This window comes from Mycolicibacterium xanthum, assembly GCF_019710635.1.
In the GTDB taxonomy this organism is placed as follows: domain Bacteria; phylum Actinomycetota; class Actinomycetes; order Mycobacteriales; family Mycobacteriaceae; genus Mycobacterium; species Mycobacterium xanthum.
The window spans coordinates 74584-100009 of sequence record NZ_JAIFZS010000011.1; the positions used below are offsets into that span (position 1 = coordinate 74584).

At 68.0% G+C, this 25426-nt stretch carries 25 protein-coding genes and 1 pseudogene; 10 read left to right on the forward strand and 16 right to left on the reverse strand.

All coding sequences use genetic code 11. From position 1 onward, the window contains the following. Window positions 1–17: 17 nt before the first annotated feature. Window positions 18–1379: a 3-oxoacyl-ACP reductase gene (locus JDV09_RS06510; RefSeq protein ID WP_308124032.1), complete on the reverse strand. Its 1362-nt coding sequence runs from the start codon at window positions 1377–1379 to the stop codon at window positions 18–20. A 114-nt stretch (window positions 1380–1493) separates the two neighbouring features. Here JDV09_RS06510 and JDV09_RS06515 point away from each other — a divergent pair, with 114 nt between their 5' ends. Further along, complete coding sequence (locus tag JDV09_RS06515; protein ID WP_255604928.1) at window positions 1494–2861, forward strand: acetyl-CoA C-acetyltransferase; 1368 nt, start codon at window positions 1494–1496, stop codon at window positions 2859–2861. Between the two features lie 204 nt (window positions 2862–3065). Then, window positions 3066–3998 carry a TIGR03564 family F420-dependent LLM class oxidoreductase gene (locus JDV09_RS06520; RefSeq protein ID WP_221368306.1) on the forward strand — a complete coding sequence of 311 codons (933 nt, stop codon included), beginning with the start codon at window positions 3066–3068 and terminating at the stop codon, window positions 3996–3998. Window positions 3999–4298: 300 nt separating this feature from the next. Here the strand turns inward: JDV09_RS06520 and JDV09_RS06525 are convergent, their stop codons facing one another. Then, window positions 4299–6146 (reverse strand): acyl-CoA dehydrogenase, encoded by a 1848-nt coding sequence (locus tag JDV09_RS06525; RefSeq protein WP_221368307.1) that lies wholly within the window; start codon window positions 6144–6146, stop codon window positions 4299–4301. Window positions 6147–6476: 330 nt separating this feature from the next. Between JDV09_RS06525 and JDV09_RS06530 the strand changes: the two genes are divergently transcribed. Further along, window positions 6477–6968 (forward strand): flavin reductase family protein, encoded by a 492-nt coding sequence (locus JDV09_RS06530; RefSeq protein WP_221368308.1) that lies wholly within the window; start codon window positions 6477–6479, stop codon window positions 6966–6968. A 21-nt stretch (window positions 6969–6989) separates the two neighbouring features. On the opposite strand, the gene JDV09_RS06535 is transcribed toward JDV09_RS06530, so the two are convergent. The 3 genes from JDV09_RS06535 to JDV09_RS06545 form a co-directional block, all read right to left on the reverse strand. Further along, window positions 6990–7127, reverse strand: a complete 138-nt coding sequence (locus JDV09_RS06535) for a hypothetical protein (protein WP_221368516.1) — start codon at window positions 7125–7127, stop codon at window positions 6990–6992. Window positions 7128–7218: 91 nt separating this feature from the next. Beyond that, a complete protein-coding gene (locus JDV09_RS06540; RefSeq protein ID WP_372452862.1) occupies window positions 7219–7521 on the reverse strand; it encodes a rhodanese-like domain-containing protein in 303 nt (100 codons plus the stop codon). 133 nt (window positions 7522–7654) lie between these two features. Then, window positions 7655–9406 (reverse strand): acyl-CoA dehydrogenase family protein, encoded by a 1752-nt coding sequence (locus JDV09_RS06545; RefSeq protein WP_221368309.1) that lies wholly within the window; start codon window positions 9404–9406, stop codon window positions 7655–7657. A gap of 62 nt (window positions 9407–9468) precedes the next feature. On the opposite strand from JDV09_RS06545, the gene JDV09_RS06550 reads away from it, so the two are divergent. Further along, a complete protein-coding gene (locus tag JDV09_RS06550) occupies window positions 9469–9753 on the forward strand; it encodes an Lrp/AsnC family transcriptional regulator (protein WP_308124034.1) in 285 nt (94 codons plus the stop codon). Window positions 9754–9831: 78 nt separating this feature from the next. Here the strand turns inward: JDV09_RS06550 and JDV09_RS06555 are convergent, their stop codons facing one another. From JDV09_RS06555 to JDV09_RS06575, 5 genes are all read right to left on the reverse strand, one after another. After that, entirely contained in the window at window positions 9832–10281 is a 450-nt protein-coding gene (locus tag JDV09_RS06555; protein ID WP_221368310.1) for a hypothetical protein, read from the reverse strand. Further along, a complete protein-coding gene (locus tag JDV09_RS06560) occupies window positions 10278–11030 on the reverse strand; it encodes a succinate dehydrogenase/fumarate reductase iron-sulfur subunit (protein WP_221368311.1) in 753 nt (250 codons plus the stop codon). Before JDV09_RS06560 ends, JDV09_RS06555 begins: the two co-directional genes overlap by 4 nt. 1 nt (window position 11031) lies before the next feature. Continuing rightward, on the reverse strand, window positions 11032–12969 hold the full coding sequence (locus JDV09_RS06565; RefSeq protein ID WP_221368312.1) for a fumarate reductase/succinate dehydrogenase flavoprotein subunit: 1938 nt from the start codon (window positions 12967–12969) through the stop codon (window positions 11032–11034). A 30-nt stretch (window positions 12970–12999) separates the two neighbouring features. Beyond that, window positions 13000–13818 carry a succinate dehydrogenase subunit SdhC gene (gene sdhC, locus JDV09_RS06570; protein WP_221368313.1) on the reverse strand — a complete coding sequence of 273 codons (819 nt, stop codon included), beginning with the start codon at window positions 13816–13818 and terminating at the stop codon, window positions 13000–13002. A 71-nt stretch (window positions 13819–13889) separates the two neighbouring features. Next, on the reverse strand, window positions 13890–14186 hold the full coding sequence (locus tag JDV09_RS06575; protein WP_221368314.1) for an Rv0250c family protein: 297 nt from the start codon (window positions 14184–14186) through the stop codon (window positions 13890–13892). A gap of 124 nt (window positions 14187–14310) precedes the next feature. On the opposite strand from JDV09_RS06575, the pseudogene JDV09_RS26585 reads away from it, so the two are divergent. After that, window positions 14311–14500: pseudogene (locus JDV09_RS26585) on the forward strand (isocitrate lyase/phosphoenolpyruvate mutase family protein); the annotation flags it as partial. A 180-nt stretch (window positions 14501–14680) separates the two neighbouring features. On the opposite strand, the gene JDV09_RS06585 reads toward JDV09_RS26585, so the two are convergent. Next, window positions 14681–15121: an Hsp20/alpha crystallin family protein gene (locus tag JDV09_RS06585; protein WP_221368315.1), complete on the reverse strand. Its 441-nt coding sequence runs from the start codon at window positions 15119–15121 to the stop codon at window positions 14681–14683. Between the two features lie 198 nt (window positions 15122–15319). Between JDV09_RS06585 and nirB the strand changes: the two genes are divergently transcribed. Both nirB and nirD read left to right on the forward strand, forming a co-directional pair. After that, window positions 15320–17884 carry a nitrite reductase large subunit NirB gene (nirB, locus tag JDV09_RS06590; RefSeq protein ID WP_221368316.1) on the forward strand — a complete coding sequence of 855 codons (2565 nt, stop codon included), beginning with the start codon at window positions 15320–15322 and terminating at the stop codon, window positions 17882–17884. After that, on the forward strand, window positions 17881–18228 hold the full coding sequence (gene nirD, locus JDV09_RS06595) for a nitrite reductase small subunit NirD (RefSeq protein WP_221368317.1): 348 nt from the start codon (window positions 17881–17883) through the stop codon (window positions 18226–18228). The genes nirB and nirD overlap by 4 nt, the downstream gene beginning before the upstream one ends. A gap of 78 nt (window positions 18229–18306) precedes the next feature. Here nirD and JDV09_RS06600 read toward each other — a convergent pair whose 3' ends face one another. Then, a complete protein-coding gene (locus JDV09_RS06600) occupies window positions 18307–18957 on the reverse strand; it encodes a TetR/AcrR family transcriptional regulator (protein ID WP_308124035.1) in 651 nt (216 codons plus the stop codon). A 65-nt stretch (window positions 18958–19022) separates the two neighbouring features. Here JDV09_RS06600 and JDV09_RS06605 point away from each other — a divergent pair, with 65 nt between their 5' ends. Further along, a complete protein-coding gene (locus tag JDV09_RS06605) occupies window positions 19023–20300 on the forward strand; it encodes a sulfotransferase family protein (protein WP_308124036.1) in 1278 nt (425 codons plus the stop codon). Further along, the gene (locus tag JDV09_RS06610) at window positions 20281–21441 is read left to right on the forward strand and encodes a DUF1214 domain-containing protein (RefSeq protein WP_221368318.1); all 1161 of its coding nucleotides are present in this window, start codon (window positions 20281–20283) and stop codon (window positions 21439–21441) included. The genes JDV09_RS06605 and JDV09_RS06610 overlap by 20 nt, the downstream gene beginning before the upstream one ends. A gap of 31 nt (window positions 21442–21472) precedes the next feature. Here JDV09_RS06610 and JDV09_RS06615 read toward each other — a convergent pair whose 3' ends face one another. Then, window positions 21473–22291: an oxygenase MpaB family protein gene (locus tag JDV09_RS06615; RefSeq protein WP_255604929.1), complete on the reverse strand. Its 819-nt coding sequence runs from the start codon at window positions 22289–22291 to the stop codon at window positions 21473–21475. Between the two features lie 177 nt (window positions 22292–22468). On the opposite strand from JDV09_RS06615, the gene fdxA reads away from it, so the two are divergent. Continuing rightward, window positions 22469–22822 carry a ferredoxin gene (gene fdxA / locus JDV09_RS06620; protein ID WP_221368319.1) on the forward strand — a complete coding sequence of 118 codons (354 nt, stop codon included), beginning with the start codon at window positions 22469–22471 and terminating at the stop codon, window positions 22820–22822. Here the strand turns inward: fdxA and JDV09_RS06625 are convergent. From JDV09_RS06625 to JDV09_RS06635, 3 genes are all read right to left on the reverse strand, one after another. After that, window positions 22802–23512: a sirohydrochlorin chelatase gene (locus tag JDV09_RS06625; protein WP_221368320.1), complete on the reverse strand. Its 711-nt coding sequence runs from the start codon at window positions 23510–23512 to the stop codon at window positions 22802–22804. The genes fdxA and JDV09_RS06625 overlap by 21 nt on opposite strands. After that, window positions 23509–24651, reverse strand: coding sequence for a uroporphyrinogen-III synthase (locus JDV09_RS06630; RefSeq protein WP_221368321.1), 1143 nt, complete (start codon window positions 24649–24651; stop codon window positions 23509–23511). The genes JDV09_RS06625 and JDV09_RS06630 overlap by 4 nt, the downstream gene beginning before the upstream one ends. A gap of 121 nt (window positions 24652–24772) precedes the next feature. After that, window positions 24773–25315 (reverse strand): GNAT family N-acetyltransferase, encoded by a 543-nt coding sequence (locus JDV09_RS06635; protein WP_221368322.1) that lies wholly within the window; start codon window positions 25313–25315, stop codon window positions 24773–24775. Window positions 25316–25426: the final 111 nt, after the last annotated feature.

Consider the following 25426-nt stretch of genomic DNA (forward strand, 5'->3'; position numbering starts at 1 on the left):
CAAGCTTCGTTCACGGCCTACGCGCCCAGCATGGCCTGGCCGCACACCCGGATGGTGTTGCCGGTGACGGCGTTGGAACCCGGGCTGGCGAAGTACGCGATGGCCTCGGCGACGTCGACGGGCTGCCCACCCTGGAACAACGAGTTCAGTCGCCGGCCGACCTCGCGGGTGGCCAACGGGATGGCGTCGGTCATCTTGGTCTCGATGAACCCGGGGGCGATCGCGTTGATGGTGATGTTCTGCTCGGCGAACTGCGGGGCCAGCGCATCGGTGAGGCCGATCATCCCGGCCTTGGTGGTGGCGTAGTTGGTCTGGCCGCGGTTGCCGGCGATGCCGGCCATCGAGGACAGCCCGATGATCCGCCCGCCGTCGCCGATCGTGCCGTTGCCGACCAGGCCCTCGGCCAGCGCCAGCGGGGCCAGCAGGTTCACCGCGATCACCGCGTCCCAGCGGGCCTCGTCCATGTTGGCCAGCAGCTTGTCGCGGGTGATGCCGGCGTTGTTGACCAGGATGTCCAGCCGGCCCCCGTGGTGCTCGCGTACGTGGGCGGTGATGCGGTCCACCGCGTCGGGCGCCGTGACGTCCAGCGTCAGCGCGGTGCCACCGACCTTGGAAGCCACTTCGGACAGCGCCTCGGCAGCCCCCGCTCCATTGTCCAAGTCCACTGCCACCACCGCGGCGCCGTCGCGAGCGAACACCTCGGCGATCGTGGCGCCGATACCGCGCGCGGCCCCGGTGACGACGGCGACCCTGCCGTCGAGAGGCTTGTCCCAGTCGGCGGGCGGGGTGGCGTCGGCGGGTCCCACCCGGAACACCTGTCCGTCGACGTAGGCCGACTTCGCCGACAGGACGAACCGCAGCGTCGACTCCAGCCCGGTCGCGGCGGGCTTGGCGTCCGGCGACAGGTAGACCAGTGCGACGGTCGACCCGTGCCGCAGCTCCTTGCCCAGCGAGCGGGTGAACCCCTCGAGCGCGCGTTGGGCGGTGCGCTCGTGGACGCCCGTGGTTTCCTCCGGGGTGCTGCCGATGACGACGACGCGTCCGCAGTGGCCCAGGTTGCGCAGCAGCGGGGTGAAGAACTCGTAGAGGCCCTTCAGGCCCGCCGGTCCGGTGATGCCGGTGGCGTCGAAGACCAGCCCGCCGAACGAGTCGGCCCAGCGCCCGCCCAGGTTGTTGCCGACCACCTCGTAGTCCTCGGCCAGCGCAGCGCGGAGCGGCTCGACCACCCGGCCCGCCCCGCCGATCAGCAGCGAGCCGGCCAGCGGCGGCTGCCCCGGCCGATAGCGGCGCAGCAGCTCGGGCTGCGGCACCCCGAGCTGCCTGGCCAGGAAACCGCCCGGGCCTGAGTTGACGACTTGGGAGAGGAGATCGGAAGCCACGGCGCTGCCTTTCGGAAGATCTGTGTGCATGGGACTGTCGGGGAGGGGTACCCCCACCTCGGGTGTCTGTCGCGTCCATCACGAACTTACTCCAGAGTAAGAACGGTGGGTAGTATGACGTCAGACACTTCGAAGACAACCCCAACCTCGCGACGCCGGGAGGCAGACGTGGCCGACACCAAGACAACCCGCCGAGTGGCGATCCTCGGAGGTAACCGGATCCCGTTCGCACGCGCCGACGGCGCGTACGCGCACGCCTCGAACACCGACATGTTCACCGCCGTGCTGGACGGCCTGGCCGATCGGTTCGGTCTGGTGGGCGACAAGCTCGACGCGGTGATCGGTGGCGCCGTGCTCAAGCACAGCCGGGACTTCAACCTGATGCGCGAGTGCGTGCTGGGCAGCTCGCTGTCGCCGTACACGCCGGCCTTCGATCTGCAGCAGGCCTGCGGCACCGGGCTGCAGTCGGCGATCTCGGCGGCCGACGGCATCGCGATGGGGCGCTACGAAGTCGCTGCCGCCGGCGGCGTGGACACCGCCTCCGACCCGCCGATCGCGTTCGGCGACGGCCTGCGCCGGGTGCTGCTGGGTCTGCGTCGCGCCGACTCGACCATCGACCGGCTCAAGCTGGTCGGCAAGCTGCCCGCCTCGATCGGTGTGGAGATCCCGGTCAACAGCGAGCCGCGCACCGGCATGTCGATGGGCGAGCATGCCGCGGTGACCGCCAAGCAGATGGGCATCAAGCGCGTCGACCAGGACGAGCTGGCCGCGGCCAGCCACCGCAACATGGCCGCCGCCTACGACCGCGGGTTCTTCGACGATCTGGTCAGCCCTTTCCTCGGGCTCTACCGCGACGACAACATGCGCGCCGACTCGTCGACCGAGAAGCTGGCCAAGCTCAAGCCGGTGTTCGGCGTGCGCAACGGTGACGCCACCATGACCGCCGGCAACTCGACACCGCTGACCGACGGCGCCTCGGTGGCGCTGCTGTCGTCCGAGCAGTGGGCGGCCGAGCGCGCGATCCCGGTGCTGGCCTACTTCGTCGACGGCCAGACCGCGGCGGTCGACTACGTCAACGGGCGCGACGGCCTGCTGATGGCGCCGACCTATGCGGTGCCGCGGCTGCTGGCCCGCAACGGGCTGACCCTGCAGGACTTCGACTACTACGAGATCCACGAGGCGTTCGCCTCGGTGGTGCTGGCCACCCTGGCGGCCTGGGAGTCCGAGGAGTACTGCAAGGAGCGGCTGGGCCTGGACAGTGCGCTGGGCTCCATCGACCGCTCCAAGCTCAACGTCAACGGCTCGTCGCTGGCCGCCGGGCATCCGTTCGCCGCCACCGGCGGGCGCATCATCGCCCAGCTGGCCAAGCAGCTGGCCGAGAAGAAGGCCCAAGCTGATGGGGCGACGGGGCGCCCATTGCGCGGCCTCATCTCGGTCTGCGCCGCCGGCGGGCAGGGTGTGACCGCGATCCTGGAGGCCTGACCAGGGGGCCGATGGCAAATGGGCCGCGACCGTGACCTGTGCAATTTCCAGGTCGGGTGGTGAGATCCGAGGCTGACGGCAAATCGGGAAAAAGTTTCGCGGGAGCTGTAACGCCCGCCGGTGGGGCGTCGATACATGGGATAGCTCCGTGTTGCCGTCTGACCCCCCGACCCGACGGCAACACGGGGCTCTTAGATTTCACCTATGCAGATCAGCATGTTCGGACAGCTCAGCGGCGCCGGAAACGGCTCGCCGATCGACGCGACCGTCGCCAACCTCGCGCAGCTGCGCGACGAAGGCTTCCCCCGGGTCTGGATGAGCCAGATGCCCTACGAGCCCGACCTGCTCACGATCCTGGCGATCGCGTTGCGCGAGGTCGACACCATCGAGGCCGCCAGCGGGGTGGTGCCCATCCAGAACCAGCACCCGATGCACATGGCGCAGCAGGCGCTGACCGTCAGCCAGGCGTCCGGAGGCCGGTTCACGTTGGGGCTGGGAATGACCCACGCAGCCGTGACCGAGGGCATGTGGGGCATCCCGTGGGACAAGCCGGTGCGCCGGCTGGGCGAGTACCTCGACGGCCTGCTCCCGCTGCTGGCCGGCGAGCCCGCGAACGCCGTCGGGGAGACGGTGACCACCCGGGGTGCGCTGGTGATCCCCGACGCGCCGCGCCCGGACGTCTACATCGCGGCGCTGGGACCGCAGATGCTGCGCCTGGCGGGCCGGCGCACCGCGGGCACCTGCACCTGGATGACCGGGCCGACAACGCTGCGCGACCACGTCAGCCCTACCCTGCGGCAGGCGGCGGCCGACGCCGGGCGCCCGGACGGCGCCGTACGCGTGGTGGCGGCACTGCCGGTCGCGGTCACCGACGACGTCGACGCGGTTCGGCGGCAGGCCGCCGAGAACTTCGCGGTCTACGGCACGCTGCCGTCCTATCGCGCGATGCTCGACCGGGAGGGCTACGTCGGGCCGGAGGACGCCGCGATCATCGGCGACGAGGACACCGTCGCGGGCCGACTCGATGAGCTGGCCGCCGCCGGGGTCGACGAATTCGTCGGCGCGGCTTTCGACCCCTCCGACGAGGGCCGGGCGCGCACCCGCGCGCTGCTTCGATCGAAGGATTCCGGCGCCTGAAATTTCCCGAGAATTTCCCTGTTGTCCGCGCTCGCCGGGGCGTAGCATCGATCGCACGACGGGTTCGGGAGTGACCGACCAAAGAGCCGTGCAAGGGATGAAAGCCGGCCGCGCACCACGAAAAGAGTCGCGCCCACTGTCCTCCCGAACCCGCCCTATTTTTTTCCGCGAGCAGACGCGAGTAGGCCCCTGAAACCCGACGTTTCGGGGGCTTTCGCGTCTGCTAACGCAGCGTCCGCAATGCAAGACGCCCCCGGGAAGAGTCCGGGGGCGTCTCGGGTCCGAAGCGTTCCAGGGGGACTAGAAGCTTGCTTCGTCCAGTTCCATGACCTCGTTGTCGAGGTTTTCCACGATGGACCGGGTGCTGGTCAGCAGCGGCAGGAAGTTCTTCGCGAAGAACGACGCCACCGCAACCTTGCCCTCGTAGAAGGCGCGGTCCTCGGCCCCCATGTTGTGGCTGGCACCGGCGTCGAGCTTGTCGATCGCCACGGCCGCCTGCTGCGCAAGCAGCCAGCCGAGCACCAGGTCGCCGACGCTCATCAGGAAGCGGACCGAGCCGAGGCCGACCTTGTAGATGCTGGCCGGATCCTCCTGCGCAGCCATCAGGTAGCCGGTCAGCGCGGCTGCCATGCCCTGCACGTCCTGCAGCGCGGTCGCCAGCAGCGCTCGCTCGGCCTTGAGCCGGCCGTTGCCCGACTCGTTCTTGACGAACTGGTCGATCAGGCCGGCCACGTGGGCCAGCGCCACACCCTTGTCGCGGACGATCTTGCGGAAGAAGAAGTCCTGCGCCTGGATGGCGGTCGTGCCCTCGTAGAGCGAGTCGATCTTGGCGTCGCGGATGTACTGCTCGATCGGGTAGTCCTGCAGGAAGCCGGAACCCCCGAAGGTCTGCAGGCTCTCGGTGAGCTTGGCGTACGCCTGCTCGGAGCCCACGCCCTTGACGATCGGCAGCATCAGGTCGTTGACCTTCACCGCGAGGTCGGCGTCGATGCCGTGCACCGCCTTGGCCACCTCGGCGTCCTGGTGGGTCGCGGTGAACAGGTACAGCGCGCGCAGACCCTCGGCGTAGGCCTTCTGGGTAATCAGCGAACGACGCACGTCCGGGTGGTGCGTGACGGTCACGCGCGGCGCGGTCTTGTCGGTCATCTGGGTCAGGTCGGCGCCCTGCACGCGGGACTTGGCGTACTCCAGCGCGTTGAGGTAGCCGGTCGACAGCGTGGCGATCGCCTTGGTGCCGACCATCATGCGGGCCTGCTCGATGACGTCGAACATCTGCGCGATGCCGTCGTGCACCTCGCCGACCAGCCAGCCCTTGGCGGGCACACCGTGCTGGCCGAGCGACAGCTCGCAGGTCGCGGAGACCTTCAGGCCCATCTTGTGCTCGACGTTGGTGACGAACACGCCGTTGCGCTCGCCGGGCTCACCGGTCTCGGTGTCGAAGAGGAACTTCGGCACGAAGAACAGCGACAGCCCCTTGGTGCCCGGACCGGCGCCCTCGGGACGGGCCAGCACCAGGTGCATGATGTTCTCGAAGAGGTCGTCGGAGTCGGCCGAGGTGATGAAGCGCTTCACACCGTCGATGTGCCAGGAGCCGTCCTCCTGCTTGACCGCCTTGGTGCGGCCGGCGCCCACGTCGGAGCCGGCGTCCGGCTCGGTGAGCACCATCGTGGAACCCCAGCCCCGCTCGGCGGCCAGAACCGCCCACTTCTTCTGTTCCTCGGTCGCGAGGTTGTAGAAGATGCTGGAGAACCCGGCGCCCATCGCGTACATGTACACCGCGGGGTTCGCGCCGAGGATGTGCTCCTGCAGCGCCCACGTCAGCGCGCTCGGCATCGGGGTGCCACCCAGCTCCTCTTCGATGCCCAGCTTGTCCCAGCCACCGTCGATGACCGCGCGGACCGACTTCTTGAAGGCCTCGGGCAACGTCACGGTGTGGGTCTTGGGATCGAAGACCGGCGGGTTGCGGTCACCCTCTTCGAAGGACTCGGCGACCGGGCCCTCGGCGAGGCGAGCCATCTCGGCCAGCATCTCGGTCGCGGTCTCCGCATCGAAGTCTGCATAGGCACCCGTACCGAGAGCCTTGTCGACGCCGAACACCTCGAACAGGTTGAATACCTGGTCACGGACATTGCTCTTGTAATGGCTCACGTTTCCTCCTCATTGAGAACGCCACCTGTGGTTGGGTACTCATCGGATAAGTTACCCACCAGTAACTGCCATTAACTATACCGGCTGGTAACTTGGGCGCAAGACCAACATAGGAAATTTCGGCCGACTAACCAACCGAGTGGTTGGCCGAGTGTGGGATTTGGCCTGTTTTCAGCCTCTGATCTGCAGGTTTACCTGGATGTGATTGTGCTCACCCGAACCCTGTGCAGGGTGGCTGGATGCCGTCGAACAGGGTGGTCGCGGTGGGGGACGGGCAATATCGGGCCTGGACGCCGCTGTGGTGCACCGTTACGTGTGAAGATGGTGGCGATGAGCGGAGCGAGTGCACACCCGAGCCCAACGTCCCTGCGGGAGGCGTTCGGTCATTTCCCGACCGGGGTGATCGCGATCGCCGCAGAGGTGGACGGCACCCGGGTCGGCCTGGCGGCCAGCACCTTCGTCCCGGTCTCCCTCGATCCGCCCCTGGTGTCGTTCTGCGTGCAGAACACGTCGACCACGTGGCCCGTGCTGGCGAAGGCGCCGTCGCTGGGCATCAGCGTGCTCGGCGAATCGCACGACGAGGCCGCGCGCACGCTGGCGGCCAAGACCGGCGACCGCTTCGCGGGGCTGGAGACGTCGTCGAGCGAGCGGGGTGCGGTGTTCGTCCACGGCACCAGCGTGTGGTTGGAGAGCGTCGTCGAACAGCTGGTCCCCGCGGGGGATCACACCATCGTCGTGCTACGCGTCAGCGAGATCACGATTCACCAGGACGTCTCGCCGATCGTGTTCCACCGCAGTACGTTCCGTCGGCTCGGCGGCTGACGGAACGGCGGGGTGCCCGGTCTAGGGACGGGCGCCGAGTTCGTCTCGGTAGTTGCTGATCCGCTCGTCCAGCTCGGCGGCGTCGTCGGCCCGGCCCTCCCGGCGAGCCAACTCTGCACGGGCGCTCAGCTCGCGGATCGCGGTGCGGATATCGTTCACGCTCTGGGGCTCTCGAAGCGACATCGTGCTGCCTTTCTGCGTTGATTGGCTGCTGTCTGTGAGGGTACCCCTGCGCGGGGTGTCTACACGGCTACCTGGGCAGCGGATCCGGTGCCACCGCGGTGAGCGCGTCCACCGGATGCCGGGTGCGTCCGTGCGGGCCGACGATCGAGAACCCCTCCCGCGCCCGGTATTCGAACCCGCCGATGAGCTCGCGGACGTGCCGGTAGCCGAGCTCGCTGAGGGTCGGTGCGGCCTTGGTGGCGCCGTTGCCGCCCGGCCCCCAGCAGTACACGACGATGTCGGCACCCCGGTCGGGCAGCTCGGCGCCGGCCGACCGGGCCGCGGCCAGGTCGGCGGGTCGATCTCGAAGGCCGGTTTCGCCCGGAAGAATGCACGCGCATCGGTCATGGCTTCATCGAAGCCCGCCGCGACCGGCAGCGGAACACCCATCCGACGGTGATTCCCCGCCGGGCCCACGGAATCGGCGGTGGATCCGGCGATCTACCGGATGGTCGGCGGCGTAGTCAGGGCCGCATCTGGTAGGCGCCGTCGTAGCTGCGCACGTGCTGCCACACCCGGTCGAACCGGGCCGCGTCGACGTCCGGCTTACGCACCGCCGACAGGGCCCACTCCTGTTGCGCCGGTGTCGAGCCGGGCTTGCCGTGCAACGCGACGGCGTAGCCGGAGAAGTCGCGGATCGCCACGTCGAAGATCTGGTCGACGAGGTCCGGGAAGTCGGTGTCCAGCCCGGTCAGGTTCGCCTGTTCGAGAATCAACTGGCCGTACACCACGAGGGTGAACAGGTGCCCGACGACGAGGATGAAGTCGAGGTCGCGTTGCTGGTCGGCGTCGGGGGCAGCGGTGGCGAGGAGCTCCTTCAGTGCCTTGACCTGCTGGTAGAACACCGCCACGTTCGGGATGTGGGTGTACTGCTCGTAGACCGGCGCCCAGTCGGCGAACCGGACCTTCGACGCGCCCCGGGCCGGGCCCTGCGACCAGAAGAACACGTCGTCGGCCGGGTCGTCGCGGGTGGGAACCTGCGGGTAGTCGGCCGGGTCGAACATGAAGTTCGGCATGAACTTCAGGATCTGCGCGACGTTGACGTGCACCGTGCCCTCGAGCCGGGGCAGCGCGCCGATCAGGCGTGCGACCTCGCAGAAGTAGGTGTTCTTCTCGAAGCCCTTGGCGGCGAGCACGTCCCAGAGCAGGGTGACCACCTTCTCGCCTTCGGAGGTGACCTTCGACTTGGTCACCGGGTTGAACAGCAGGTAGCGGCGATCCTCGGGTCCGGCGCTGCGGAAGTAGTCGATGGCGCGGTCGCTGAACAGCTTCATCGCGATCAGCCGGGCGTAGGCCTCGACGAAACTCGCCCGCACGTGCGGGAAGTCGGTGACGGGATTCCCGTACAGGATGCGATTGTTGGCGTGTGTGATCGCCTCGTAGAACGCGTGCTCGCACATCCCGATCGATCCGCTGCACAGGTTGAACTTCCCGACGTTGACGGTGTTCAGCGCCGCCGAGAACGCGTCGGGCCCAGTGCACAGGAGGTCCTCCTCGTAGACCGGGTAGTCGTCGAGCGCGAAGTTGCTGACGAACATCTGGCCGTGCACGACGTTGCCGATCAGCTGGTAGTCCGGGTGGCCGCTGTCGGCCGCGAACCACACGTAGCCTTCCGGCCCTTCGATGTCGGAGCGACGTCCGAAAACCGACACCATGCCCGCCACGTTGCCGTTGCCGATGTAGTACTTCTGCCCGGACGCCCGGAACACCACACCTTCGGTGTCGCCCGGCGCGGCGGGGGTGAGCACCATGTCGGTGTTGTAGATGTCGGCGCCGTGTTCGCGTTCGGACAGCGCGAACGCCATCACCCCGCCGGCCTCGAGTTGCGCGGCGGCCTTCTCCTTGGCCTTGACGTTGTCGCTCTGCCAGATCGGTCCGAGCCCGAGGATGGTGACCTGTTCGGCATACCAGTACGCCAGCCCGTAGAACCCGAGGATCTCGCTCAGCACCGCGTTGCGCGAGGTGTCCCAGCGTTTGTCGGCATCCCCGTCGGCGAACTCCGACGGGGTGAGGAACGTGGCGAACAGCCGCTCACGCTTCACGTGGTCGAGGAAGTCGTCAACCCACGCCGCATCCAGATCGTCGCGCAGCAACCGGGCCTTGCCGCGTTCCTCGAACCAGTCGATCAACCCCTTGAGCAGGCGGCGGGACTGGGGGTCGAGCCGCTTGGGGTCGAATCTGTTCGGGTCGAGCAGCAGTCCGTCAGGAGTCGGCATGGCCCCGAATCTAACGCGGGTGGCGCGCACCGGACCGCGGTATCGGTGGGATCACCGGGTACGTGGCGACCGTCGATCCCGCAGCGCTGGGCTACACCATCACGGCGTTCGTCCGGCTGGCGTATCCGTCGGGGAACTACAAGCCGCTGCACGACCTGCTGGACGTGACCCCTGAGATCGTCGAGGCGCACCACGTGACCGGCAACGACTGCTTCATCATGAAGGTGCCGGCCCGCTCGATGCCCGATCTGGAGCGGCTCACCGGGCGCATCGCGGCGCTGGGCACCATCACGACGAACGTCGTCTACTCCAGCCCGCTGACCGGTCGCCGGCTCGCCCCGGCCTGAGCGAATCCGGCGCGCGAACCCACGCACAACCAGCCTGACAAAGAGGGTGGGCGTCGCATTGCGCGCCCGATCCCCGGTTCAGGCCGCGTGCACGTCACGCAGGCCGACCGCGTTGCGCAGCCCCGAGCAGTTCACGCAGCCGACGCAGCCGGTGCAGCCCGCACAGTCGACGCAGCCCACGCACACCTTGCAGCCCCGGCACGCGACACAGCCCAGACAGGCCAGGCAGCCCGCGCAGGCCACCGAGAGCACGGTCAGCACGCAGCCGGCGATCGCGGCGCTGCCCGCGGTGGCGATCGAGCGTACGACCGCGGCACTGCCGGCGGTGGCGACGGACCCGGCGACGCCCGCGCTGCCCGCGGTGGCGATCGAGCCGGCCACCCCTGCGCTGCCCGCGGTGGCGATCGAACCGGCCACCCCGGCGCTGCCCGACGTGGCGATCGAACCGGCCACCCCGACGCTGTCCGAGACGCTCACCGACCCGACCACGCCGCGATCGGTGCAACCGGCCCCGGGGGGTTCGCTCATCGGCGGAAAAGCTTGTTGCCCAGCCACACGATGGGGTCGTACTTGCGGTCGGCCGCGCGTTCCTTCATCGGGATCAGCGCGTTGTCGGTGATCTTGATGTGCTCGGGGCACACCTCGGTGCAGCACTTGGTGATGTTGCAGAAGCCCAGACCGTTCTCCTCCTGGGCCTGCTCGGGGCGGCGGTTGAGGGTGTCCAGCGGATGCATGTCCAGCTCGGCCTGGCGCATCAGGTAGCGCGGGCCGGCGAACGCCTTCTTGTTCTCCTCGTGGTCACGGTTGACGTGGCACACGTTCTGGCACAGGTAGCACTCGATGCACTTGCGGAACTCCTGGGACCGGTTCACGTCCTCCTGGGCCATCCGGTACTCACCGGGTTGCAGATCCTTCGGCGGCGTGAAAGACGGGATCTCCCTGGCCTTCTCGTAGTTGAACGACACATCGGTGACCAGGTCGCGCATGACCGGGAAGGTGCGCAGCGGGGTCACGGTGATGACCTCGTCCTCGTCGAACGTCGACATCCTGGTCATGCACAGCAGCCGCGGCCGGCCGTTGATCTCCGCCGAGCACGATCCGCACTTGCCGGCCTTGCAGTTCCACCGCACCGCCAGATCGGGCGTCTGGGTGGCCTGCAACCGGTGGATGATGTCGAGCACCACCTCGCCTTCGTTGACCTCGACCGTGTAGTTCTGCAGACCGCCCCCGGCCGGGTCGCCGCGCCAGACCCGCATGTTCGCGTTGTAGGTCGCCATCTCAGCCCTTCCGTTCGGGATGCTCGGCCAGTTCGGCTTCGGTGTAGTACTTCTCCAGCTCGGACAGCTCGAAGGTGGCCAGCAGGTCGGGACGCATCGGCGCCTGCGGCTCCGAGGTGACCGTCACGTCGGGTACCACCTCGGTATCCGACGTGCGGCACACCAGCAGCTTGTTGCGCCAGTTGGCGTCCATCTGCGGGAAGTCGTCGCGGGTGTGCCCGCCGCGGCTCTCGGTGCGCTGCAGCGCGGCCCTGGCCACGCATTCGCTGACCAGCAGCATGTTGCGCATGTCGATGGCCAGGTGCCAGCCCGGATTGAAGATGCGGCCACCCTCGACGGAGACGTTCTGGTAGCGACGCTTGAGCTCGTCGATCTTGACCAGGACCTCTTCGAGCTCGGCCTGCTTGCGGATGATGCCGGCCAGGTCGTTCATCGACTGCTGCAGCTCGGCATGCAGCGTGTACGGGTTCTCCGGGTTCGGCTTGGGTTCGAACGGAGACAGCGCGAGCGCGGTGGCGCTCTCGAGTGCCGCGTCGGACACCGCCGGCCGTGCCGACAGCGACCGGACGTAGTCGGCCGCGCCGAGACCCGCCCGCCGGCCGAACACCAGCAGGTCGGACAGCGAGTTGCCACCCAATCGGTTGGAGCCGTGCATACCGCCCGCACACTCGCCCGCGGCGAACAGCCCCGGTGTGGCTGCGCCGCCGCTGTCCGGGTCGACCTCGATGCCGCCCATCACGTAGTGGCAGGTCGGCCCGACCTCCATCTCGTCCTTGGTGATGTCGACCTCGGCCAGCTCCATGAACTGGTGGTACATCGACGGCAGCCGGCGCTTGATCTCCTCGGGCGTCATCCGGGTGGCGATGTCGAGGTAGACCCCGCCGTGGGGGGTACCTCGGCCCGCCTTGACCTCCTCGTTGATGGCGCGGGCGACCTCGTCGCGGGGCAGCAGGTCAGGGGTGCGCCGGGCCGAGTCGTTGTCCTTGAGCCACTGGTCGGCCTCCTCCTCGGATTCGGCGTACTGCCCCTTGAACACGTCGGGGATGTAGTCGAACATGAACCGTTTGCCCTCGGAGTTCTTCAGCACTCCGCCGTCGCCGCGGACCCCCTCGGTGACCAGGATGCCCTTGACCGACAGCGGCCAGACCATGCCGGTCGGGTGGAACTGGATGAACTCCATGTTGATCAGGCCGGACCCGGCGCGCAGCGCCAGCGCGTGGCCGTCGCCGGTGTACTCCCACGAATTCGACGACACCTTGAACGACTTGCCGATGCCGCCGGTGGCCAGCACGATCGCCGGCGCCTCGAACAGCACGAACTTGCCGGTCTCGCGGTAGTAGCCGAACGCGCCGGCGATCCGATCACCGTCCTTGATCAGGTCGGTGATCGAAGTTTCGTGGAAGACCTTGATGCGCGCCTCGTAGTCGCCGAGCTCGCGCTTGTCCTCCTGCTGCAGCGAGACGATCTTCTGCTGCAGCGTCCGGATGATCTCCAGCCCGGTGCGGTCGCCGACGTGGGCCAGCCGCGGATAGGTGTGCCCGCCGAAGTTGCGCTGGCTGATCTTGCCGTCCTTGGTGCGGTCGAACAGCGCGCCGTAGGTCTCCAGCTCCCACACCCGGTCGGGGGCCTCCTGCGCGTGCAGCTCGGCCATCCGCCAGTTGTTCAGGAACTTGCCGCCGCGCATGGTGTCACCGAAGTGCACCTGCCAGGAGTCCTTGGTGTTGACGTTGCGCATCGCCGCGGCGCAGCCGCCCTCGGCCATCACCGTGTGGGCCTTGCCGAACAGCGACTTGGTCACCACCGCGACGCGAAGGCCCCGCTCACGGGCCTCGATCACCGCGCGCAGCCCGGCACCGCCGGCACCGATCACGACGACGTCGTACTCGTGCCGTTCCAATTGCGATGAGCCGCTCGCGCGAAGAGCGTCCAATTCAGCCATCAATCCTCACTTGCCAATCGTATTAAGTTGTCAGCCAACGAATCTGAGATCGGGGAACCACCCCGCCGCCAACGCCATCACGTAGAAGTCGGTGAACATCAGCGTGCCCAGCGTGATCCAGGCGTACATCTTGTGCCGGGTGTTCAGCTTGCTGATCTGTGTCCACATCCAGTACCGGACAGGGTGTTTGGAGAAGTGCTTGAGCCGCCCGCCGGCGACGTGGCGGCACGAGTGGCAGGACACCGTGTAGGTCCACAGCAGGATCACGTTGACCAGCAGGATGATGTTTCCCAGCCCGAACCCGAAGCCGGTGGGGCTGTGGAACGCGATGATCGCGTCGTAGGTGTTGATCACCGAGATGATCGCCGCGATGTAGAAGAAGTATCGGTGGGTGTTCTGGATGATCAGCGGCAACCGCGTCTCGCCGGTGTATTTGGCGTGCGGTTCGGCCACCGCGCACGCCGTCGGCGACTGCCACACCGACCGGTAGTAGGCGCCGCGGTAGTAGTAGCAGGTCAGCCGGAACAGCAGCAGGAACGGCAACGACAGCGCCGCGTAGGGCAGCCACCACACGTCGGGCAGGAACTGGCCGAAGTGGCTGGCCTCCGGGGTGCACCCGGTGCTCACGCACGGCGAGTAGAACGGCGTCAGGTAGTGGTAGTCGGGTACGTAGTACCACTTCTGCATGAACGCCCGGACGGTGGCGTAGATGACGAACGCCGCGAAGCCCAGGTCCACGATCAGTGGTGATTTCCACCAGGCGTCGGTGCGCAGCGTGCGCTGCGCGATCTGGGCTCGGCCAGGCGAGAAGACGCCGGTCGCCTTGCGGTCGGCGGTGGGTGCGCTCACAGGTCCCTCTCGAATCCCTCTGGATGTTTCCTATTTCCCCGAGCTCGACGTGCCACGCGGGCACGCTGAGCTCAGCGCGTCCCGCCGAGTCCCTCGTCGTCGACGTCGCGCCAGAAGTCGGTGTCGTATTGCGTGTCGGGGATCGCGATCCGCTCCGCGACGTGGGGGTGCGGGATCACGCCACGGGCGAGTTCGAGCTCTTCCGCGTCGATGTCGAGCCGGTCGATGTCGTTGAGGATGCGCTCGGCGTCGTTGACGATGCGGCGGGTGGCGGGGCTGTCCCCGAAACGCGACGCCAGCGATGTGACGCACCGCCGGAGGTTTCCGATGAGATCGTGAAGCTCGGCGAGATCGGTGGTGCTGGACAAGTGACCTCCTTGGGCTGAAGGGTGTCGTGAGTCACACTACGACACTTGATGCTAACCACATCGCCGAAGTGATGGTGAGACAGATCACGTTGAGGGCCGGAGGACGTCGGTGCCGTAGGAGCCACTGAAGGTCCGGGCGGACACCCTGCTGGCGTTGCACCAGCCGGGGAACCCGGTGATCCTGCCGACGGTGTGGGACGCCTGGGTCGGCGCGGCCGGCCGCCGACGCCGGGTTCGCGGCGCTGACGGTCGGTAGCCATCCGGTGGCCGATTCGGTCGGCGAGCCCGACAACGAGGGCATGACCTTCGACGATCGATCGCTGCGCCGGACCAGGCCGATCCGGGTTCCCACGGTCCGCTGGGGGTGGCGCGGATCAGTTTCGGGCCGCTGTGGCAGGCCGCGCTCGCGGAGCGGGCCAGCGAGATCCCAGCCCGCTGGGCATAGCCGAAAACCGTTGGGAACCAATGGCTCCCAACGGTTCTGACGTATCGCGTTACTTGCTGTCGATCGAGATGCGCTGAGCCTGGGCGCCCTTGTGGGCGCCGGCGACGCGTACGGTCAACACACCCGCGTCGTACTCGGCCGACACGGCGTCGCCGGTGAGGTGCGACGGCAACGCGAAGGAACGCTCGAACGACCCGTAGCGGATCTCGCTGACCGTGCGCCCGCCGGACTCCTCGGAACGCTCGTCGCGGCGCTCGCCGCGGATCACCAGACGGTTCTTGTCGATCTCGACGGTGACGTCCTTGTTCACGTCGACGCCCGGCAGATCCACCCGGATCACCGCGTCGTCCCCGTCCCTGATCACCTCGACGGCGGGGTTGACGTCGCCGGCCCAGTCGCCGACGTTGGCGGGGCCGAAGAAGTCGCGCACCCAACGCTCGGTGTGTGCCGGGCTCCAGCCCTGCCGGGGCCACAGTGTCACATTGCTCATGTCATCTCCTAAGGTCGTGACCGGCTCGTCAACCGGGTCGCTGTCTGGATAACATGAGCGCACCACGCTCATGTTCCGGAATCGCCTTCGCTGTCGGCGAACAGGCTCACAACAGCCCCCCGGCCGCGGTGAGCACACCGTGATGGGTCCGTCACACGAGGCGACAATTCGGCAATGTGCGCTGCTTAACCTGCCGTTATGGCTGCACATTCTCACGTCGTGGTCGTCGGGCACGGGATGGTCGGTCACCGCTTCGTCGAGGCTCTCCGCTCCCGTGACCCGGCGGGCGGGTGGCGGGTGACCGTCCTCGCCGAGGAGTCCGACGCCGCCTACGACCGCGTCGGGCTCACCGGGTACACCGAGCACTGGGACCGGAGCCGGCTCGCGCTGCCCGGCAACGACTACCCCGGCGACGCGCTGGTGCAGGTGCGCCTGGGCAGCGCGGTCACCGATGTGGACCCGGCCGGCAAGACGGTGACGACCGCGGACGGAGCCCGCGTCCACTACGACGCGCTGGTGCTGGCGACCGGGTCGTATGCCTTCGTGCCGCCGGTGCCCGGCCACGACCTGCCCAACTGTCACGTCTACCGCACCCTCGACGACCTGGACGCGATCCGGGCGGACGCGGTGCGCGCGCTCGCTGCCGGCGCCGGGACGGCGGGCGTGGTGATCGGCGGCGGGCTGCTCGGCCTGGAGGCGGCCAACGCGTTGCGGGGCTTCGGGATGACCGCGCACGTCGTCGAGATGGCCCCGCGGCTGATGGCCCAGCAGCTCGACGAGGCCGGCGGCGCGCTGCTGGCGCGGATGATCGGTGACCTGGGCATCGAGGTCCACACGGGGGTCGGCACCAGGCAGATCGACGCGGCCGGAGATGGCGGAGCCGGATCGGCGCGGGTCACCCTCGGCGACGGCACCACGATCGACGCGGGGGTGGTGATCTTCGCCGCCGGCGTGCGTCCCCGCGACCAGATCGCCCGCGATGCGGGTCTGGCGATCGCCGAGCACGGCGGCGTGCTGACCGACACCGGTTGTGCCGTGGTGGATCTGCCGGGCTCGGGCATCTACGCGATCGGCGAGGTGGCCGCCATCGAGGGCCGTTGCCACGGCCTGGTGGGGCCGGGCTACACCAGCGCGGAGGTGGTCGCCGACCGGCTGCTCGGCGGCGCGGCGGAGTTCGGCACCGCCGACATGTCCACCAAGCTCAAGCTGCTCGGCGTCGACGTCGCCAGCTTCGGCGACGCGATGGGCCTCACCCCGGACTGCCTCGAGGTGGTCGTCAACGACGCGGTCGGCCAGACCTACGCCAAACTGGTGCTCTCCGACGATGCCAGGACGCTGCTGGGCGGCATCCTGGTCGGTGACGCGTCGGCCTACGGCGTGCTGCGGCCAATGGTCGGCGAGACCCTGCCCGGCGATCCGCTGGCCCTGATCGCGCCCGCCGGATCGCAGGGCGGATCGACCGCCCTGGGTGTCGGAGCACTTCCGCCGGCGGCCCAGATCTGCTCCTGCAACAACGTCGCCAAGGCGGATCTCACCGAGGCGATCGCCTCGGGCTGCCACGACGTTCCCGCGCTGAAGAAGTGCACGAAGGCGGGCACCTCCTGCGGCTCGTGTGTGCCGTTGCTCAAGCAGCTTCTCGAGGCCGAGGGCGTCGAGCAGTCCAAGGCCCTGTGCGAGCACTTCGGCCAGTCGCGTGCCGAGCTGTTCGAGATCGTCACCGCCACCGAGATCCGCACCTTCTCCGGGCTGATCGAGCGGTTCGGCACCGGGAAGGGTTGCGACATCTGCAAGCCCGTGGTCGCCTCGATCCTCGCGTCGACGAGCTCGGACCACATCCTGGACGGCGAGGCCGCGTCGCTGCAGGACTCCAACGACCACTTCCTGGCCAACATCCAGAAGAACGGCAGCTATTCGGTGGTGCCGCGGTCGCCGGGCGGTGAGATCACCCCGGAGCAGCTGATCCTGATCGGTGAGATCGCCAGGGATTTCGACCTGTACACCAAGATCACCGGTGGGCAGCGCATCGACATGTTCGGTGCGCGCGTCGATCAGCTGCCCGAGATCTGGCGCCGGCTGGTCGAGGGCGGCATGGAGTCCGGCCACGCGTACGGCAAGGCGCTGCGCACGGTCAAGAGCTGCGTGGGAAGCACCTGGTGCCGGTACGGGCAGCAGGATTCCGTGGACATGGCCGTCACGATCGAGAAGCGCTACCGGGGTCTGCGTGCCCCGCACAAGATCAAGATGGCGGTCTCGGGCTGCGCGCGCGAATGCGCCGAGGCGCAGAGCAAGGACGTCGGCGTGATCGCCACCGAGAACGGGTGGAATCTCTACGTCTGCGGCAACGGCGGGATGACCCCTCGGCATGCCCAGCTGCTGGCCGGCGACCTCGATGACGAGACGCTGATCCGATATATCGACCGGTTCCTGATGTTCTACATCCGCACCGCCGACCGGCTGCAGCGCACAGCGCCGTGGCTGGAGGCCATGGAATTACCGGACAAGACCGGCCTGGAGCACGTCCGCGACGTCGTCTGCGACGACTCGCTGGGACTGGCCGAGGAGTTCGAGGCGGCGATGGCGCGGCACGTCGCCGGCTACGCATGCGAGTGGAAGGGCGTCCTCGAGGACCCGGACAAACTCTCGCGGTTCGTGTCGTTCGTCAACGCCCCGGAGATTCCCGATCCCACGGTGACGTTCACCGAACGTGGCGGGCGGCGGGTGCCAACCGATATCGGGGTTCCGAGGGTGGGAGGGCAATCATGACGCTGCTCGACGACGTCACCGTCTGGACGGCGGCGTGTCGCTATGACCGGCTACTGCCGAACCGGGGGGTCGGCGTGCTGCTGCCCGACGGTGGCCAGGCCGCCCTGTTCCGCCTCGACGACGGTTCGCTGTATGCGGTCGGCAACATCGACCCGTTCTCGGGTGCCGCGGTGATGTCACGCGGCATCGTCGGCGACCGGGCCGGCCGCCCGACCGTGCAGTCACCGATCAAGAAGCAGGCCTTCGCCCTCGACGACGGTGTGTGCCTGGACGATCCGCAGTACTCGTTGCCGGTGTACGCGACCCGGATCACCGCCGAGGGTGACGTCCAGGTCGGCTGTTGACCGACCGGCACGCGAACGTGCATTCCCCGTAGCCCGTCAGCGCCGTCGGCTACGGGGAATGCACATGCGCGACAGCGGTCATCGTGCGAGTCCCCTGGCGATCAGGGCGGTGGACTGGTCGATCCACGCATCATCGACGGTCCGCTCATTCGCCAACGCCATCAACACGGTGCCGCCGATCATGTCGACCAATACCCGTGCGTCGATGCCTTCCTGCGCGCGTCCCTCAGCGGCGGCCTCGTCGAGGAAGTGCTGCAACAGCAGGTATGTGCTGTCCTGCTGCCGCCCGAGCAGTCGCGCGGATAGCCCAGGCTCAGAGGGTAATTCGGCCATCAGCCCCGACCACGCCGAGTGCACTGCCGGTGCACTGAACAGCGCGACGGACGCCTGGATCAGTGTACGGACCGCGGACTCGACATCGCCTGTCAGCGGCAACTCCGTGCTGGGTGGCGTCGGAAATGCCGCCTCATACACGAGTTCGATCTTGGTCGGCCATCGCCGATATACCGCCGGTGGCGTCGATCCCGCCCGCGCCGCAACGAGCGGAATCGTCAGGCGGCCGTAGCCGATTTCCTCGAGCAACTCGACGGTCGCGCGCAGGACCGCGTCGTCGATCCGCCTGTCGCGCGGACGGCCCCGGGACCGCGCCCTGCCGTGTCGGTGCTGCTCGGATCCGCTGATTGACTGCATTACGTTCAGATCGTAACGTATATCAGACCACAACGGCACCGATCCACGCTGAACGCACCGAATCCAGTGCCGATGTCGGGCAACGATGCCCACACGTTGAAGAAGTGATCGCCACGGCCATCGAAGCACCCCCGAGACCACTGCCGATCCGCGCGCTGAACCTGGGCTATCGCGCTGCGCGCCGTGTGGGTGCCCATCCGATGCCGTTACGAAAGTACGCGCTGATGGACCGAGCCAGCCGAGAGGCCGGCGGTCTGACGGACTTCGGCGATCCACGGTTCGAAGAGGGTCTCGGCCGACTCATCGAATCCCTGGAAAGCGAGGACCGTCTCAACGGTATCGGCCGGGTCATCGCGTCCTCGCACATCACCAATCTGCTCCGCCGGCGACTGCTCTTCACCGAGCACCTTCGACTGCATCCGGAGATCCGCGACGAGGTGATCGAGAAGCCGGTGTTCCTCATCGGCGCCCCGCGCACCGGCACCACCATCACGCACCACCTGCTCAGCCAAGACGACCGTTTCCGTTACCCGCTCACCTGGGAATGCGATGAACTGCATCCACCGCTGGATCCTGCGACGATGCAGACAGATCCGCGGATTGAGCGCAGCCAGAAGCTGATCGACCGGAGCCTTTCGCTGGCCCCCGATCTGGATGCCGCACATCCGATCGGAGCCTGGGAGGCGCAGGAATGTGCACTGCTGCACGCCTACGCCTTTCACAGCGAGACCTTCCACGTGATGTTCAACTGCCAGGGATATGACCGGTGGCTGACCGAACAGGACCGCACCTGGGTGTACCAGGAGCAACGACTTTTGCTGCAGTACATGCAGAGCGGCGGCCTGCGTCCGCGCGAGAGCTGGCTGCTGAAGACACCGCCGCACATGAACAACATCGACAAGATCCTCGCCGTCTTTCCCGACGCTCGGATGGTGACCACGTATCGGGAGCCGACCGAGGTCGTCGCGTCCAGCTGCAAGCTCAGCGGAACGGTTTTCGCGATGGTGGAGGACGACATCGACTGGCACGACCACGGCCGGTACATGCGCTGGCGCACCAGCGCCATGTTGCGGCGCAACGTCGAGCTGCGTCAGCAGTTCGCAGACCGGGCGGACCAATTCATCGACTTTCCGATGACTCGGATGGTGCGCGAACCGTTGGAGTGCGTTGCCGAGATATATGCGCACTTCGGGATCGAGCTGACCGCGCGAACCCGGCGGAAGATGACCGAATTCATGGGGAGGCGCGGTTTGTCGTCGCGCAAACCCAATGTCTACAACGCAGCCGACTACGGACTCGACGTCGACGAGATATGGCCTGACTACCAGTACTACCGGGACTTCTACGGAATCGAGGACACCCGTGACCGATCACCTCGCTGACGAGATCCGTTCGGCCTGGGCGCGATTCCGGGAGCTGAATGATCAGCTGCTCGAACTCGCCCTCGCCCAAGGGGCCGGCGACGAGGGCGCGACGGCGGGGCTGCTGCGCAGGATGATCGGGCATATCCAGTACATGGGCCTGCAATTGCACAGCGACCCTGCGCGGCCGACGTTGATCAACGCTCAGTATTCGCCATGGAACTGGGGCCACTCCAATCCCGACACGCTCTACCTGTCGGCCCGCATCGACGACGAACACGAGTACCGGGTCTACGGCAGCGTCGGTTCGGTCGCGCAAACCACCTTCGGTGTGTACGCAGGCAAGGACGACCAGGCCGAGTCGGTGAAGGTGCTCTCGGATGAGTTGACGCTCGGAGACGACGGCTCATTCGAGATCTACTTCGGCCGGGAAAGGAGGGGTGACACCAACTGGTACCCGCTTCCGCCCGGGGCCGATTCATTCTGCTGCTACCAGACGTTCGGTGACTGGGACGCTCAGAGTAAGGGCAGGATCGGCATCGAGGCTGTCGATCCTGACCCCCCGGCTGATGTCATGTCGCTCGAGCAGTCGATCACTGCCTTCGACGCGCACCTCGCTGCCTCGCGTGACCTGTTCACCATGTGGATCAAGGACATTCCCGAGCGAGTGTTCGGCGCATTGCCGAAAAACTTTGTGATCCCACCGATGCAGCCGCCATCCGCCATGGCCGGAGCGTGGTTCGTACCGATCGCCTGGGAACTGGCCGACGACGAGGCCGCCGTCATCCAGTACGACGTTCCACCCGGCGCTCCCTACGTCGGCATCTGTCTGACCAATGTCTGGAGCGAGATGATCGACATCGCGACGCGTCAGACCAGCCTCAATCTCGCGCAATCCCAGGTCGATGACGGCCGTGTGCGAATCTTGCTCGCGACGAGGGATTTTGGTGTGCGTAACTGGCTCGATGCGAGGGGCTACCGAAGGGGAGTCGTCACATGGCGGGCGAGTACACCCGGGCAACCGTCAACGCCCACGTTCACAGTCATCCACACCAGCGAGATCGGCGACTACTTCGACGCCGCTCACCGTGTGACCGAAGACGAGCGGGCCGAGGCTATTCGGGCGCGTCAACGTCACTTCGCGGCCCGCGACACCCCCTGATGGTTCCTCCGGGTTCGGCCGTTGCGTACGGCTAGATCAGCGGCAGGCCGTTGCGGCGCCGCCTGCGCAGGTCGGCGAGGGCCAGCTCGGGGATCGGCCGGCGCAGCCGCGGCGGCAGCCGCAGGATGCGGCGGCCGATGCCGGCCATCCGTGCCTCGAACTCGCGCTGATCCTCGGCGGTCCATTGCAGGCCCATCATCGACCGCACCGGTTCGTGCAGAAATCCGGTGGTGTAAAAGCGATGCCGGTCCAGCCCGATGCGGCCGGCAACACCCCATTGCTCGCGGCCGAGCAGGCGTTCGAGGTGGTTGCGTACCGGCGGGTCGATGTGCAGCGCGGAAAGCCCCTGCTGCCAGTACTCCTCGAACGCGGCCCGGTCGGCGGGCCACTGCTCGTCGCGCACCTGCAGCGTGGTACCCAGCGTTGCGCACTGACGATAGATGTCGTCGGGCAGCCATGACCCGGGCCGGCCGGTACACAGCCCCCAGCTGTCCTCGTAGAGCCGGTACAGACAGGCCGCCACCCACCGCTGAGCGGTGCCGTCGAAGGCGTTGTAGGACACCGGGCTCGACTCGGTGGACCGGACGTGGCGGTGCGATCCGCCGACGGCTGCGCGATAGGCGTTCTTCTCGTCGTCGGTGCCCAGCATCGCCACTGCGAGGTAGGTCGCCGTGGTGCGGGCACGGTGCAACGGATGCTTCATCACGTTGCCACTGTCAACCCTGCTCTCCAGCACGCCGTATCCGACCGGGGGCAGCGCCAGCTGCATGATCACGCTGGCGGTGGCGCCGCGCCGGTTCGGCATCATCAGCAGTTCGGCGGCGCAGGCGGGTGATCGCGGGGCGGTCATGCCGTCTGTCCGAGATCCGGTGGGCACGGCCGTTCCCCTCCTGTAGTCGTTTGACTGCAACCTCGGAAATGACTGTAGTCGAGTGACTACAGTGTGTGCAAGCGCACCCGAACCGTTACCCAAGAGGGGACTTTCGGCCCACGACGTCGCCTTGGGTCCCCCCATACCGTCGTAACCATGACCTACGTGATTGGCAGCGCATGCGTGGACATCGTGGACAAGTCGTGCATGCAGGAGTGCCCCGCCGACTGCATCTACGAGGGCGAACGGGCGATGTACATCAACCCCAACGAGTGCGTGGACTGTGGCGCGTGCCGCCTCGCGTGCCGGGTCGAGGCCATCTATTACGAGGCCGACCTGCCCGATGAGGAAGCCGGGTTCCTCGAGGACAACGCAGCGTTCTTCACCATGGTGCTGCCGGGGCGCGATGCTCCGCTCGGCGATCCCGGTGGCGCGCTGAAGCTGGGCCGGGTGGGTGCCGACACCCCGCTGGTGGCGGCGCTGCCGCCGTCAACGACCCCGCATCCCTGACCGCGCGGCCGGCGCGCCGGCCATCGCGTGGGCGCGCCGGAATCTGCCGGCGATCAGCCGGGCCACTCCCGGATGGGTGCCCAGCGGATCGGTGACCAGGTCGGCCCCGCTGTCCCGCAGCCGATCCTGGAACAGGCCCTCCGACAACAGGTATGACGCCACGACGACTCGCCGCCCCCGGCGCCTGGCGGCGGCGACCGCATCGGCCACCGTGGGCGCACCCGTGGCGGCGAACGCCAACTCGACACGCGCCCCGACCATCGCCGAGAGCCAGGTGGCCGTCGTGTGCAGGTCACGCATCGCGGCCGGATCCGACGTGCCCGCGGCGGCGAGGATCACCGAATCTGCCGGCCGCCAGCCGGATTCGAGCAGCCGATCGATCATGACCCGGATCAGCTGCGGATCGGGGCCCAGCGCGCGGGTCACCGTGACATCGTGATGGCCGCTGGCCGTCACGTGTGCGGGGATGTCCCGGCTGACGTGATAGCCGCGGGCCAGGAAGGCCGGCACCAGCACCGTCGGCCGGTCCGGTAGTTCGCACAGCAATTCGCTCGGGGTGGGCCCGAGCACGTCGACGAATGTCACGTGCACCGGCGCGTCGAGTGCCGCCGAGACGCGATCGGCGAGGTCGCCGATGAGCGCCACCCCGCGCTGCTTTCGGGTGCCGTGCGCGACCAGCAGGAAGGTCATGAGGCGAACGCCTCGTCCACCGGCAACCGGTATCCCCGCTTCACCACGGTCGCCACCATCTTCTTGTCGCCCAGTGCGGTGCGCAGCCGCAGCACGGCGGTCTCCACGGCGTGGGTGTCGGTACCCGCACCCGGCAGTGCGCGCAGCAGATCGGCCCGCGAGACCACCGTCCCGGGGCGGTGGGCCAGCGCCCGGATGGTCGCCATACCGGCCGGCGACATCACCTTGACCTCGCCGTCGACCAGCACGCAGTTGCCGCGGATCTCGAGCAGCCGCCCGGCCACCCGGAGCGTGCGGGCGCGCAGCAGCGGCAGTTCGTCGGTGATGTGGCGCGCCAGCGCGCCCAGCCGCATCCGCTCCGGGGCCGATGTCGGCACCCCCAACCGGACCAGCGGGCGTGCGGTCACCGGGCCGACGCACATCGCGTGCACGTCGTTGCGCAGCGCGGACAGCACCGCGGCCTCGATGCCGAGTTCGGCGGCGCGCATCAGCACCGAGGCGACGGCGGGTGCGGAGGTGAAGCTCACCGCGTCGAAGCCCTCCTCGGCGATACCGGCGACCAGCTGGTCGAAGGCGCCGTGCCGGGGAGCGGGGTGCCAGCGGTAGACCAGGATCGGCACCACCTCGGCACCCGCGGCGCGCAGCTCGTCGAGGAACTCCGGAAACGGATCCCATTCCGCGGTCGCGCCGTGCAGCTGCACCGCGATGCGCGCTCCGGAGATGCCACCGTCGATCAGGTAGTGCAGCAGCTCGCGCGACGATTCCGACTCGGGCGACCACTCCTCGGGCAGCCCCGCCGCGCGCAATGCGCCGGTCGCCTTGGGCCCGCGCGAGACGATGCGCGCCTTGGCCAGCGATTCGGTGAGCTCGGTCGAGATCCCCCAGCCGTCGGCCGCGGCGATCCACCCGCGGAAACCGATCCCGGTGGTGGCGATGACGATGTCCGGGGGCGAGTCGATCAACGTCTGGGTGTGGAGGCGCAGTTCGTCGTCGTCGGGCAGCGGGACCATCTCGATCGCCGCGGCGCTGGTGACGGTGGCGCCACGACGTCGCAGCAGCGTGCTGAGTTCGTCGGCACGCCGCGCTGACGTCACCGCGACCCGGAAACCGGTGAGCGGTGACCAGTCCGGCTCACTCATGGCTACTGTCTATTCACCACATGTGTCGCCGTGATTAAGCGGTCATTGCCTGGTCATGTCGCGCCCCGCCGGGCAGTGAACTTCCGCTCACCACAGCGGATGTCCCGCTGTGAGGTCCGGTTCACCAGACGTCGCCGTCGCGCCAGTCGCAGGTCAGCGCGCTGCCGGTGTCCAGATCGACGTCCGGCGGCAGCACGCCCGGCAGCACCATCACGGTTCCGTCGTCGTCGGGGGTGGGGGTCACCCCGTGGGGCGCCAGCACCGAGGTGGGTCCGGTCCAGGTGCGCCAGCCCCGCGCCGCATACAGCGGCCGGCCGAGCTCGGTGGCACTCAGTGCGCCCAGGTGATAGCCACCCCGGACGACTTGTTCGACGGCGTCCATCAGCGTGCTGCCCAGGCCCTGTCCGCGCTGGTCCTCGCGTACGGCCACGCCCTCGACGTACCCGCAGCGCAGCACGGCGTCGCGGTAGAGCAGGCGGCGCAGGACGACCGCTGCGTGCCCGATCAGCGCGCCGTGCTGACAGATGACCGCGTGCATTCCGCCCAGCGCGTGCTCCCAGTCGACGTCGGTGTAGCCGCCGCCGAACGCCTCGGTGACCATCCGGCGGGCACCCTCGCGGGTCTCGTCGTCGAGGTCGGAGGTGTGGACGAGGCGTGCACGCACACCCCGGTTCTACCAGCGCCGGGCGGGCGGCGCTGTGGTACCGCCGCGTGAAGGCGACTTCACGTTGGTGCACGAGCGTGCTGGCAACTTCACTCTCGCGGGGTGGGCGGA